The 12874-nt window shown below is 67.2% G+C and carries 12 protein-coding genes; 3 read left to right on the top strand and 9 right to left on the bottom strand.

Annotated elements, in window-relative coordinates:
* Window positions 1–4 precede the first annotated feature (4 nt).
* A complete protein-coding gene (locus AC0IX4_RS14480; RefSeq protein ID WP_471829574.1) occupies window positions 5–466 on the top strand; it encodes a hypothetical protein in 462 nt (153 codons plus the stop codon).
* Here the strand turns inward: AC0IX4_RS14480 and AC0IX4_RS14475 are convergent, their stop codons facing one another.
* From AC0IX4_RS14475 to AC0IX4_RS14465, 3 genes are read right to left on the bottom strand one after another with little or no spacing between them, the layout of a single operon-like run.
* A complete protein-coding gene (locus tag AC0IX4_RS14475; RefSeq protein ID WP_471829573.1) occupies window positions 467–2428 on the bottom strand; it encodes a hypothetical protein in 1962 nt (653 codons plus the stop codon). It abuts the gene before it with no gap.
* Entirely contained in the window at window positions 2428–3816 is a 1389-nt protein-coding gene (locus AC0IX4_RS14470) for a sigma 54-interacting transcriptional regulator (protein WP_042575334.1), read from the bottom strand. Before AC0IX4_RS14470 ends, AC0IX4_RS14475 begins: the two co-directional genes overlap by 1 nt.
* Window positions 3817–3864: 48 nt before the next feature.
* Window positions 3865–4212 (bottom strand): hypothetical protein, encoded by a 348-nt coding sequence (locus AC0IX4_RS14465; protein WP_042575335.1) that lies wholly within the window; start codon window positions 4210–4212, stop codon window positions 3865–3867.
* Window positions 4213–4290: 78 nt separating this feature from the next.
* Between AC0IX4_RS14465 and AC0IX4_RS14460 the strand changes: the two genes are divergently transcribed.
* The gene (locus AC0IX4_RS14460) at window positions 4291–4782 is read left to right on the top strand and encodes a glutathione peroxidase (RefSeq protein ID WP_471829572.1); all 492 of its coding nucleotides are present in this window, start codon (window positions 4291–4293) and stop codon (window positions 4780–4782) included.
* Window positions 4783–4804: 22 nt separating this feature from the next.
* Here AC0IX4_RS14460 and purH read toward each other — a convergent pair whose 3' ends face one another.
* The 6 genes from purH to AC0IX4_RS14430 all read right to left on the bottom strand — a co-directional run bounded on the left by purH (window position 4805) and on the right by AC0IX4_RS14430 (window position 12143).
* Window positions 4805–6361, bottom strand: a complete 1557-nt coding sequence (gene purH / locus AC0IX4_RS14455; RefSeq protein WP_442971114.1) for a bifunctional phosphoribosylaminoimidazolecarboxamide formyltransferase/IMP cyclohydrolase — start codon at window positions 6359–6361, stop codon at window positions 4805–4807.
* A 4-nt stretch (window positions 6362–6365) separates the two neighbouring features.
* Window positions 6366–6995 (bottom strand): phosphoribosylglycinamide formyltransferase, encoded by a 630-nt coding sequence (gene purN, locus AC0IX4_RS14450; protein ID WP_056070157.1) that lies wholly within the window; start codon window positions 6993–6995, stop codon window positions 6366–6368.
* An 87-nt stretch (window positions 6996–7082) separates the two neighbouring features.
* Window positions 7083–8501 carry a cell division protein PerM gene (locus tag AC0IX4_RS14445; RefSeq protein WP_471829570.1) on the bottom strand — a complete coding sequence of 473 codons (1419 nt, stop codon included), beginning with the start codon at window positions 8499–8501 and terminating at the stop codon, window positions 7083–7085.
* Between the two features lie 55 nt (window positions 8502–8556).
* The gene (locus AC0IX4_RS14440) at window positions 8557–9666 is read right to left on the bottom strand and encodes a DUF5336 domain-containing protein (protein ID WP_471829569.1); all 1110 of its coding nucleotides are present in this window, start codon (window positions 9664–9666) and stop codon (window positions 8557–8559) included.
* 78 nt (window positions 9667–9744) lie between these two features.
* Window positions 9745–10869, bottom strand: coding sequence for a dimethylsulfone monooxygenase SfnG (sfnG, locus tag AC0IX4_RS14435; RefSeq protein ID WP_056070163.1), 1125 nt, complete (start codon window positions 10867–10869; stop codon window positions 9745–9747).
* A gap of 38 nt (window positions 10870–10907) precedes the next feature.
* The gene (locus tag AC0IX4_RS14430; protein ID WP_471829567.1) at window positions 10908–12143 is read right to left on the bottom strand and encodes an acyl-CoA dehydrogenase family protein; all 1236 of its coding nucleotides are present in this window, start codon (window positions 12141–12143) and stop codon (window positions 10908–10910) included.
* Window positions 12144–12341: 198 nt separating this feature from the next.
* On the opposite strand from AC0IX4_RS14430, the gene AC0IX4_RS14425 reads away from it, so the two are divergent.
* Window positions 12342–12863: a WxL domain-containing protein gene (locus AC0IX4_RS14425; RefSeq protein WP_471829564.1), complete on the top strand. Its 522-nt coding sequence runs from the start codon at window positions 12342–12344 to the stop codon at window positions 12861–12863.
* Window positions 12864–12874 lie beyond the last annotated feature (11 nt).

Genomic DNA, 12874 nt, shown 5'->3' with positions numbered 1-12874 from the left:
GGCCATGAGGTCGTTCGCGTTGGGGTTGCTGATGTGTCTCGCACTCGGCGGCTGCGGATCCTCCGACAACACGGAGCCCACCGACATCGAGACCGGGGCGGCCACACCGACCGATCTGGTTCCCGTTCCCGGGTCGCCTCCGGTCCCCCACCAGGTCGCCGCCGACCAGGTCGGCACCTCGTTCACCCCGGGCGCCTCCCTGATCATGGCGCAGTCCACTCCGTTCGAGGCGTGGACACCGTTGCCCGGCAACCGCATCGCCGTGCACTTCGTCACCGGTACCCCCGAGTGCTACGGCGCCGATGCGACCGTGGTGGAGACCGACGAATCGGTCATCGTCACGGTGCGCACCGGCACCCTCGAATCCGCGAAGAACAAGTCCTGCATCATGATCGCCGTCTACGGAACGATGGAGCTGCAACTCGCCGCACCCGTCGGCACCCGCACCGTCCTCAACGGCATGTGATCAGCGCTTCCTCCGGGCCGTGAGGTAGTCGCTGACCACCGCGGCGCCCAAACCGTCGAGGTCCGGCGCGATGACCCTGCCGCCCACACGATGCGCCATCCGATCGACGACGCGGGCCAGACCCGGATCGTCACCCAACCGGAAGATGGTCACCTGGGCGCCGATCTTGGCCAGCGTGTCGAGTTCGCGCACCGTCAACCCCAGTGTGCGGGGATGTGGCGGGTAGTCGAAGAACGCGTGACCGTCGGGCTCGAGGTGTGCCGTCGGCTCACCGTCGGTGACGATCAGGACCACCGGCTGCGCGTTCGGATTCCGCCGAAGATGCTTGACCGCCAACATCAACGCGTGGTGCAGGTTGGTTCCCTGGTCCCACGCCCCGTCGAGACCGGCGAGTTCCGACGGCGTCAGTGTCTGCGCGTGGCGCCCGAAACCGATCATCGTCAGGTCGTCCCCACGGAATCGGGTGCTCACGAGGTGATTCAGCGCGAGCGCGGTGCGCTTCATCGGCACCCACCGACCCTCCATGACCATCGAGAACGACGTGTCCACCAGCAGCGCGACCGCCGCCTGTGACCGTTGCTCGGTCTCGCTGATCTCGACATCCGTCACCGCCAGACGGACCCCCGCACTGCTGTCCATCGCGGGATCGGCGGCGGTCCGCAGCACCGCGTTGGTCACCGTCCGCACGACGTCCCACGGCTCGGTGTCGCCGAATTCCCACGTGCGCGACGCACCTGTCGGTTCGCCCATCGCGCCGGCCCGTCGTGTGTCCCGCTCGCCCCGTCGGGACGCGATACTGCCGGCGACGTCCTTCAGCGCCGACTGTCCCAACTGCCGCATGGCTTTAGGCGACAACCGCCACTGCCCGTCGGCGCCCTTGTCGAGGAAACCTTCCCGCTGCAACGCCTTCTCGAGATCGGCCAACGTGCGAGCGTCGGCCGCCGCTTCCGGTCCCAGCTGACGCAGCAGGGCGTCGGCATCGATGTCGTCCAGCGCCGCACCGTTGTACTGCTGGGACAACTGATCTCCCAGCTCCTCCAGTTCGGCGATGTCCTGCAAGACGCCGGTACCGTCACCGAGTCCCATGCCCTCCTGGCCACGGAACTTCTGCGCTCCGTCCCAGTCCTCACCGGGGCGTGCCGACTGGAGGTTCTGATCCAGGCGTGCCAGCTGATCCATCAGCTCCTGGCTGCCGAAGGCTTGCTGCGCCAAGGCATCGAGCTCCGCCCGCTGCTCGGGAGACAGTGAGTTCCGCAGCCGTTGCGCCGCCGCGGAACGCTCGGCCAGCGCATCGATCAGATCGTCGATCGTCTCCGGATTCTCCGGGAAGTGCTGCCCGTGCTCCTGCATGAACTTCTCGAACTGCTCGTCCGTGTTCTCACCACGGCCGTGAGCGTCGAGCAGATCGTTGAGGTCGGACAACATCTTTGCGACGGCGGCACGATCTTCCTCGGTCGCTCCTTCGAGCGCCTGCTTCATACCCTTGAAGCGTTGGTCGAGAACTTCGCGTCCGAGCAGATCCTTGATCTTCTCGAAGTTCTCGCGAGCCTCGCTGCTGCGCCAGTCGTAGTCGGACAGCTCCTGCACGGCCTGCGCCGTCGACGGTGGGAGTTCCGCGATCTGCATCTCCTGGAACCGGGCATCGTCGTCGAGCGCACGCGCGAGCGTCTTGCGCTCCTCGAGCACGGCCTTGTCCAGCAGTTCGCGCACTTCCTGCAACGTGCCGTCGAGATTCTTGTTCTTCAGGAGTTCGCGACGACGCCGGTTCGCGCGCGCCGCCAGGTCGTCGAGACCCGTCATGTTCTTCGTGCCGCGTCGCAGCATCTCCTGCAGGGCGCGACGAGGAGACGAGCCCTCCAGCACGTCCTGACCGATCGCGTCGAGCGCTTCGCGGAGATCGACCGGCGGCGCGAGTGGGTCCGGACCGTCGACATAGGGGCCGTACCGGGAATTACCTGCCATCAGCTGTACACCGTCTGCCCGTCGTCCCCGGTGTCCTTTCCGATACGCCGGGCAAGGTACAGACCTTCGAGTGCCAGCTCGACCGCCGCCGCGCGCTCGCCGTCGGACGTCGCTCCGAGTCGCTCCGAAAGCTCGTCGAGCACAGGAAGATCCGGCAACTCGTCGAGAAGGACCTTGGCGGTGACACGGTCACCCGTCACGACGGGCTCGCCCTGCTCGACAGCGGTGACCAACGAACTCAGGTCGATGCCGCCCAGCAGATCGCGGGCGGTGTCCGCGGTCGCACGTCGCAGCAGGTGGTTCAACACTTCGATCTCGCGGCCTTCCTCGCCGGACTCGAACTCGACCTTGCCGCGCAGCACGTCGACGATCGTCTGCGTGTCCACGGGACGGGCTACCGGATCGGCTTCGCCGAGGACCGCAGCGCGGTGAACGGCTGCGGCGCCGACGGTCTCGGCAGCGGCGACGGCGAATCGAGCGGAGACGCCCGAGCGCTGATCGACCGACGCGGATTCGCGCAGCAACCGGGTGAACCGGGCGAGCACTTCGAGAACGTGTCCCGGAACGGTGGCCGTCAGGTCGGCTTCCTGCTCGATGACTGCGATCTCGTCCGCCAGCAGGATGGGGTAATGCGTACGGATCTCGGCGCCGAACCGGTCCTTGAGCGGGGTGATGATGCGCCCGCGGTTGGTGTAGTCCTCGGGGTTGGCGCTGGCGACGAGCAGTACGTCGAGCGGCAGCCGCACGGTGTAGCCACGGATCTGGATGTCCCGCTCCTCCATGACGTTCAGGAGCGAGACCTGGATGCGCTCCGCGAGGTCGGGGAGTTCGTTGATCGCGACGATGCCGCGGTGGGTGCGGGGAACGAGGCCGAAGTGGATGGTCTCCGGGTCTCCCAGGCTGCGGCCCTCCGCGACCTTCACGGGATCGACGTCGCCGACGAGGTCCGCCACGGACGTGTCGGGGGTGGCCAGCTTCTCGGAGTACCGCTCCGAACGGTGCCGCCAGGCGACCGGGAGGTCGTCTCCCAGTTCCGCCGCGCGCCGGATCGAGGCCGGAGTGATGGGGTCGTAGGGATGCTCGCCGAGCTCGGAGCCGTCGATGACGGGGGTCCACTCGTCGAGCAGCGTCGCGAGGGTTCGGAGCAGACGGGTCTTGCCCTGCCCTCGCTCACCGAGGAGGACGACGTCGTGTTGTGCGAGGAGGGCTCGTTCGAGTTGCGGGAGCACCGTGTTCTCGAAGCCGAGGATGCCGGGCCAGGCGTCCCGGCCCTCCCGCAGAGCGTCGAGGAGGTTGTCGCGGAGTTCGTTCTTGACGGATTTCTGAACGTGTCCCGAGGCTCGGAGTTCACCGAGCGTGGTCGGGCGGGATTCTGAAGACGAAGTCACCTCTCCAACGTACGAGCCTCCACGCGTTTCGGCACGTTCTCGTGCCGGTCAGTGTCCGGAAGGGTCCGTCAGACTCTTGCCCTCGGCGTTCTTGACGCGTTTGCGTTCGAGCAGCACGACGGCGAGACCGGCGGCCCACAGCACGACAGCCGCCGGGAAGCAGATCATCGCCCATCCTTCGAAGCCGCCGCCGGCCGCGGTGAGTCCGAGGCCGAGAGCGCCGAGTCCGAGGGCGATCAGGAAGTACCCCGGCCAGTTCCGCGCATCCGCGATGGCCTCACCGGCGTGCGCGCGGAAGGTGCGCTCCTCGTCGCGCGGCTCCCGTTCGGAGCTGCCTTCCTTGACTCCACCATCCGGATCGCCGCTGGCCTGGCTGTCACGGTGCCGATCTGTCATGGCCCGCGTCTACCCTCGCTGGGAACGGACCAAACTCCCTCGTACCCGATTCCCGGGAAAACTCGGTAACGTCGAGAGGTGACCCAGACCAGTGCATACGACTTCACCGCCACGACCATCGACGGCGAGCCCGTCGACCTCGCCGACTACAAGGGCAAGCCCCTTCTGATCGTCAACACCGCATCGCAGTGTGGGTTCACCCCGCAGTACGAGGGACTCGAGGTCCTGAACAAGACGTACGCACCGAAAGGCCTGGTCATCCTCGGTTTCCCGTGTGACCAGTTCGGACACCAGGAGCCGGGTGACGCGGAGGAGATCAAGAACTTCTGCTCCCTGCGCTACGACGTCACCTTCCCGCTGCACGAGAAGATCGAGGTCAACGGAGACGGCGCGCATCCGCTGTACAAGTGGTTGCGTGAACAGAAGTCGGGCATGCTCGGCAGCCGCATCAAGTGGAACTTCACCAAGTTCCTCGTCGACGCCGACGGCCAGGTGGTCGACCGTTTCGGGCCGACCACCAAGCCGGAGAAGCTGGCCAAGCCCATCGAGAAGGTTCTCGGCGCGTCCTGACCGTTCGGTTCCTCGCGAGAGGTCAGTGTGCGAAGTGACGCGAGCCGGTGAGGTACATCGTCACACCGGCCTCGCGCGCGGCGTCCACGACCTCGTTGTCGCGGATCGACCCACCGGGCTGCACGACGGCGGCCACACCCGCGGCGGCGAGGATCTGGAAACCGTCCGGGAACGGGAAGAAGGCGTCGGACGCGGCGACCGCACCGGTGGTGCGGTCCCCCGCGCGGCGCACTGCCAACTCCGCTGAGTCGACGCGGTTGACCTGTCCCATTCCGACTCCCACCGAGGCACCGTCGGCGGCGATGAGGATGGCGTTGGACTTGACCGCACGGCACGCACGCCACGCGAACTGCAGGTCCGCCAGAGTGGCCTCGTCGGCGGGCTCACCGACCGCCAGAGTCCACCCCGACGGGTCGTCGCCCTCGGCGTCGAGAAGGTCGCGATCCTGGAGCAGGAGTCCGCCGGAAATCTGCTTGATCTCCGGCGTCGGCTGGGGCGGCTCGCAGATCAGCACACGGATGTTCTTCTTGCGCTGCAGAACTCCCAGGGCGCCGTCCGCGTAGGACGGCGCGATGATGACCTCGGTGAAGATCTCCGCGACCTGCTCGGCCATCTCGACGGTGATCTCGCGGTTGGAGGCGATCACGCCGCCGTAGGCGCTGACCGGGTCGCACGCGTGCGCCTTGCGGTGAGCCTCCGCGATGGAGTCGGTGGTCGAGACGGCGATGCCGCACGGGTTGGCGTGCTTGATGATGGCGACGCACGGCAACTCGTGGTCGTACGCGGCGCGCCACGCGGCGTCACCGTCGGTGAAGTTGTTGTAGGACATCTCCTTGCCGTGCACCTGCTCGGCGCGCGCGATTCCGGCGGGGGCCGACGGGTCGACGTACAGGGCGCCGGCCTGGTGCGGGTTCTCGCCGTAGCGCAGAACCGACGCGCGGTCGTAGGTGGCGCCCATCCACGCCGGGAAGTGCTCGGAGTCGTCGGTGACGAGCACGTCGGTCATCCACGACGCGACCGCCACGTCGTACGCCGCCGTGTGCTGAAAAGCGTTCGCGGCGAGGGCGATACGTTCGTCCAGCGAGAAGCCACCGGCCGAGACGGCAGTCAGGACGTCGTCGTAGCGGGCGGGGTCGACGACCACGGCGACCGACGGGTGGTTCTTGGCCGCGGCACGCACCATCGACGGGCCACCGATGTCGATCTGCTCGACGCACTCGTCGGGGGATGCACCCGATGCGACGGTGTCAGTGAACGGATACAGATTGACGACGACCAGTTCGAACGGCGCGACACCCAGTTCCTCGAGCTGAGCGAGGTGCTCCGGCTTGCGCGTGTCCGCCAGAACGCCGGCATGGACGCGCGGGTGCAGCGTCTTCACACGGCCGTCGAGAGTCTCCGGGAAGCCAGTCAGGTCCTCCACGCGCGTCACCGGCACCCCGGCAGCGGCGATCTTGGCGGCCGTCGACCCGGTGGACACGATCTCGACTCCCGCAGCATGGAGTCCCACGGCGAGCTCCTCGAGCCCGGTCTTGTCGTACACGCTGACCAGAGCGCGCGTGACTGCTCGCTGATTCACTGGGCTATTCACTGGGGATCTGAGCCTTTCGTCCATCGGTGATGACTCCACGTGCGGCGACGGCTGCGACCACATCGATCAGCAGCCGTCGTTCGACGATCTTGATGCGCTCGTGCAGCGACTCTTCGTCGTCGCCGTCGAGCACCGGCACTGCTTCCTGCGCCAGAATGGGTCCGGTGTCGACGCCGTCGTCCACCAGGTGCACGGTGGACCCGGCGACCTTGACGCCGTGCGCCAGAGCGTCGGCGACGGCGTGCGCACCGGGGAACGACGGCAACAGCGCCGGGTGTGTGTTCACGACGCGACCGCCGAAGCGGGAGAGGAACGCGGGCCCGAGGATGCGCATGAAGCCCGCACTGACGACGAGGTCCGGTTCATGGACGGCGACCGCATCGGCCAGAGCGACGTCCCATGCACCACGGTCGTCGTAGTCGGCCGGCGCGATCCGGCTGCACGGCACGCCGACCGATTCCGCGCCGCACGGGCGGTCGACCACGACAGCGACGACGTCGGCGGGGTATTCGGAGGACGACGCGGCGTCCACGAGCGAGCGGAGCAGAGAACCGATTCCCGACGCGAGAACGACGACACGAGCCGGGAGGTCCCGCGTGGACGTCGAACGCGGGGCAGACAGCGTGCTTCTCCTCGGCTGATCGAGCGGGTCGTGGACGGGATGAAGCCTAGACCGCCGTCTGCCGGAGCCTCGAGCGGGCTCGGCTCCTCAGGCTTTGTCGTCGGTCGGCAGCTCGACTATTTCGGCGTCCACGACGTCGTCCGCAGACTCGGGACTGTCGGGAGCAGCGGGGGTTTCGGGAGCAGCGGGGGTTTCGGGAGTGTCTGCCTCTGCGTCGACGATGTCCGCGGAGTCCTCGGCGACAGCCGGTGCGGCGGTCAGTGCGGCCGGCTCTGCCAGGGTGACCGCGTCCGAGCCGGTTTCGTGGTCATCGTCGTCGTGGTCACGGTCCCAGCCGTGTTCGTCGTGGCGACGCATCCGGTAGGCGACCACGGCGGCGACACCGGTGCCGACGACGACGCTCCACGCGAAGGCCGTCACGCCGAACAGCGGGGCGTTGAGGCCGAGATGACCGAACGTTCCCACGGTTCCGCCTGCGAGCACACCGATGACGACACAGCCGACGCTGACGAGGACGGACGCCGCGGCCGCGGAGCGCAGCGCGTCACCCAGGGACGTGGTCGCACGAGCCGCAGCCCGGCCGAGAACGGCGGCGGCCAGGGCCGGAACGACGAGCATGACCGGCCACCAGGCCTGCGCCGCCGACTCCGGCATGACGGCCAGCACCGGTACTGCCGGCATCTCGCCGCCGACGGTGTCGAACAGGGACACCGTGGCCGCCCCGACATGGGCTGCCGAGCCGGTCACGACCGCGGCGGCCGCGACGACGACGTTGGGAAGGTAGAGCACGGACACTGCCGTGAGCCCCAGCGCTCCCCCGATGCCGCCGCCCGAGTCGATCAGTGTGCCGAGGGTGGACGTCGACATGATCAGCGACGCAACCACCAGCACGCTTCCACCGGCGAGCAGCACTGCGGCTGCGCGCGCTGCCGGCGCGAACGACGCTGCCAGCCACGGCGGAAGGTCGACCAGACGGATCACCGACGGCCAGGTGCCGCGGATGCATCCGATCAGCACGCCGATGCCGTGCACGAGGAGCACCCAGCCGAACGTCGCGAGCGCGTCGGGCGTGCTCAGAGCGATGACGGTGGACGCGTCGTGAATCATCGCGAGCATCACCGCGGACATGGCGAGCGGGCCCGCGAGACCTGCGCCGACTACCCATGCGATGTCGCGGCGTGTCGACGACTCGTCGACCGATTTGGCCACGATGGTCGCTACGGCACGCACCAGGAGCGCCGTGGCGAGCAGCGGAAGTACCGACAGCGTGGCGCCGGCGATGCCCAGAGGAACCTGGTGCACCGCGAGCCAGACGGCTGCCAGGGCACCGAACGTGCCGGTGAGATCACTGTTGGCGGATACGAGCGTCACCAGCACGACGGCCGTGACAAGGGCCAGCAACGTACCGACGGGCCGGAATGCCACCTGCAGCAGCATCCGGGCCTCGTCGGGACTCGGCCCGAAACGGCCGTGCGCGTGAGGTTCGCGGTCGAGGAGAGACGTCATCACCGATCAGGTTCTCACCGGACACCGACCTCGGGACCGAGGCGCGCCGAACCGATCAGGTGCGGTCGTCCGGGCGCTGACCGAAGTCGAGGGCTCGCGTGGCCTCGGGTGCGGCGTTGTCGGGCTCGGACTGCGCTCGATCGTCGGACTGCCCCTGGTCGCTCGGCGGCGCCTGCGGTGATGGATCGGTCTGGGGCGCTGGATCGGTCCGGGGCGCTGGATCTGCCTGTGGCGCGGCGTGCGCGGGTGCGGTGTTCACGGGCGCGGAACCGACAGGCTGTCCGTACCGCTCGGTCGGCGCACCGTAGGGAGATCCGTATCCCTGGGGCTGGCCGTAGCCCTGCTGACCGTAGGGCTGGCCGTATCCCTGCGGCTGTCCGTACCCCTGGGGCTGGCCGTACCCCTGGGGCTGGCCGTAGCCCTGGGGCTGGTTGTAGCCCTGGGGCTGGCCGTAGCCCTGCTGGGAGTACGCACCCGGTTGCGGCTGGCCGTAGGGCTGCTGTCCGTATCCCTGCTGGCCGTAACCCTGGGGCTGGTTGTAGCCCTGCGGCTGCCCGAACGGCTGGGCGGGACGAGCTTCACGCGGCGCCGGCACGGTGACGACACCGGACTCGATCAGCAACGAGCCGACCGACGCCACGACCTGCAGTACCGCGAGGATCAGCACCAGGATCGACCCGATTCCGACTCCGACACGCACCGCGTCACCGAACGCCGTGAAGGCGGCACCCCGGTTGAACAGCTGGAAGATCAGCGTGAGCAACGCGGTCACGGACAGCGCTGCCACCAGGACGGCAGAAGCCTTCTGCTTGGGCAGCAGCCCCCCGGCGGTGACCAGCGCTGCGAGCAGCAACAGTGCGACCGCGGTCGGATCCCCGAGTTCGCGCTCGAAGAAGTTCGAGGAATCCCCACCGAGCGCGAACTGCGCGGACAAGCCCAGCAGAAAGGCCAGCACGCCCGTGCCGATGACGACGTACGAGGCGATTCTGCCTACCTGCTTCGTTCTCGCGGCGACGCGCTGGTTCGTCGACGATTCCGTGTCTCCCGACGTCGGATCCGTCGACTCGGGAGCGGGAGCGACAAGGCCCGATCGGTCCGTGGTGCTGTCGCCGCCCGCCTCCGCCGACTGCATGCGGGGGTCGGTTCCCTCGGGTGAGAAGGTCATCTCGATTCCTCTTCCTCGGTTCTCTTCGCGTTCGACCCTTCACAGTACGGACGGTGGGATCGGCCGATCGACCGAGTCTCAGGACACCCCGACAGGCTCCCGGTCCTTCGACCGCGACGCCTCGATCTCGCGGACGAGGGGCAGAACCTTCTCCCCGAAGTACTCGATCTCCTCCTGGAAGTGCAGGAAGCCGCCCAGGATCAAGTCGACGCCACGGTCGCGGTAGTCGACGATGCGAGTAGCCACCTGCTCCGGGGTGCCGATCAGCTGCGTCTTGAAGCCGTCGTTGTACTGCACCAGGTCCTCGAAGGTCGAGTCCGCCCACATACCCTGCTTGTCGGCGGTCGAGTTGCCCGCCTGTTGCACTGCACCTCGGAACCCCTCCACAGCCGGCTTGTTGGCCTTCTCGATGATTTCGCGAAGCGTGTCGCGTGCTTCCTTCTCGCTGTCGCGTGCGATCACGAAGCCGTTGAGTCCGAACTTCACTTCCCGCTGGTGCGCACGCGCGACGGTACGGATGTTGTCGAGCTGGCCGGTGACTCCGTCGAAGTCCTTGCCGTTGGAGAAGTACCAGTCGGAGTACTTGCCGGCGTTCTCCTGTGCCGCAGCCGAGTTGCCGCCCTGGAATAGTTCCGGGTTCGGGCGCTCGGGCGTGTTCAGCGGCTTGGGCTTCAACGTGAAGTCGTGGATGCGGTAGAAGTCGCCACGGAAGTCGACGTCGTCCTCGGTCCAGATCTTGCGCAGGACCTGCAGGAACTCGGCGCTTCGACGGTACCGCTCGTCGTGTTCGAGCCACGGCTCACCGAGGTGGGTGAACTCGTCCTTGAACCATCCACTCACGACGTTGACGGCGAATCGGCCGTTGGACAGATGGTCTGCTGTCGCACCGAGTTTCGCCAGGACTGCCGGCTGCCACAGTCCGGGGTGTACCGCGGCAATCACCTTGAGGCGTTCGGTCGCGAGAAGCAGTGCGAGGCTGAAGCTCGTGGACTCGTGCTGGAATTCGGCGCCGTAGCTGGCCTCGTACCTGACCTGGCTCAGCGCGTACTCGAAGCCGTTGTTCTCCGCCGTTCGCGCGAGCTTCTTGTTGTACTCGAACTCCCAGCTGGTGCGCTGTTCGATGTCACTGGTGACCAGCCCGCCACTGACGTTGGGCACCCAGTAGGCGAACTTGATCTCGTCGGAAATTCTCTCGGTACTCATGCAGTCCTCGGTTCGATAATGATGCGCGACATATGATTTCAGGAGTACCAGGTGGGCTGCGGAAGCTCACCGGTGAGGACGTGGCGCCCCACCTCGCGGCGCTTGTAGGCAACAGGGTCGTGAAGGGTGTGCGTGCGCACGTTGCGCCAGAACCGGTCGAAGCCGTGGCTGGACGCCGTCGCGCGTGCGCCGAGGCCTTCGAAGATGCCGGAGGTGATCTCGAGCGCGACCTCGGTGGCCCGCGCCTTCGCCGCGGCCACGCGTACCTCGTGCTCGCCCCGCTCGTGCTCGGTGACGGTCCAGGCATTGTCGTGGATGCGCTGCTGCTCCGCGGCCACCGCATCGGCGAGAGCCTCTGCGGCCCAGAGCTTTGCGGTCAGATCACCGTAGAGGTCGATGATGTACGGCTCGTCGAGCGCGTTGTCGACAGTGCTGTGCAACCAGGCCCGGGTCGTGGTGCGGGTGTAATCGGCAGCGGTGTCGAGGGCGCCGCGGGCGATACCGAGGTAGAAGTTCACGAACACGAGCTGGATGATCGGAACGTTCAGCGTGTTGTAGACGCGCGGCTCGAAGGCCTTGTCCCGGAAGCCGGCAGCCGAGCTCCAGTCGGTACGCACGTGATCGATGGTGACACTGCCGCTTTCGGTGCGACGCTGGCCGATGTTGTCCCAGTCGTCGTGGAAGGTCAGGCCGTCCGAGTCGGACGGCACGATCGCGAACACGTGGGTATCGGTGCCCGCGAGAACACCTTCGAGGACGGTGACGTCGGAGACTCGGCTGCCCGTGGAGAACGTCTTGGCGCCGTGGTAGACGATCGAGTCACCCTCGTCGGTGATCTCCACGTCGTTGTCACGCGGGTTGACGGCACCGCCGAAGAACCAGGTGTTCTCGGTGGCAGCCTGCTCGACGGCAGCGATCTGCTCCTTCGTCCCGACCAGCCGTGCCGCCCAGAACCACAGCAGGTGGTAGCCGAGAAGCTGGCCGATGGAACCGTCGGCGGCAGCTACCGCGCGAATGACCTGGTAGGCGGTCTCCCACGTCTGTCCGCCGCCTCCGAAGTCGGTGGGACCGAGAATCGTCACCAGACCGGACTCCTTCAGCAACGCCACCTCGGCGTGCGGCGCTTCGGTTGCCCGGTCGCGTGCGACGGCGTCGACAGCCAGGATCGCGGCGACCTCGTGTGCTCGCTCGATCCACTCTGCGGAGGTGGTGGGGGCGGTGGTCCAGCGCGGTTCGGTGGCGGCGCCGGCGGGGCGATTGTCAGTGATCGTCATGACGGGAATTGAACCGTCCACCTCGCGGCTGAACCACCGTTGCACTCTGGGTGATTCGAACGGTTCTGCGCCGAGGCCAGAGCAGTTTTCGACGTTCAAACCTTTTATCGTCAAGTGGTATCAATAGTTCAGACCCGGAGGTACGGTGACCTTCCACAAATGGTGGCGGCGAGAACCGCCTTTTTCTTAGGACACGTCATGAAGAAGTCCGTTCTCGCCGGTGCAGCAGCCGCTGGTGTCGTACTCGGTGCCGTTGTATTTCCCGGAACGGCGTCGGCAGCCGACACGACGGTGACGTTCTCCATCACGGCGGGGGGTATCGCGATCACAGCCCCCGGCAGCGCGGCACTCACGGAGAACGCACTCCTCGACACCGCAACGGGTTCCATCACCGGGGTCAAGGTCACCGATGATCGACGCGGCATCTCCGGGTGGATCGCGAAAGCGTCCAGCACCGCGTTCACCAACGGCACAGGCACCGGAACGACGTCGATAGCAGCAGATCAGGTGACATACACGGGCAACCTGGCGTCGTTCACCGGCGTTGCCGTCGTGACCCCGGGCCTACCGGGCACCCTGGCCGCTGCCCGGAATGCGCAAGTGGCAACGGCCGTCCTGGGTGCGAACACCGCGACGTGGTCACCCACCCTGTCGATCGCCCTCCCGACCGAACGCACCTCGGGTGCGTATTCGGGCGTGATCACTCACTCGGTTGCGTGACATAACGACCG

It is taken from the genome of Rhodococcus sp. AC861, from assembly GCF_979256035.1.
Note: the sequence above shows the minus strand (reverse complement) of the source record. Positions and strands in the feature narration are given on the sequence as shown.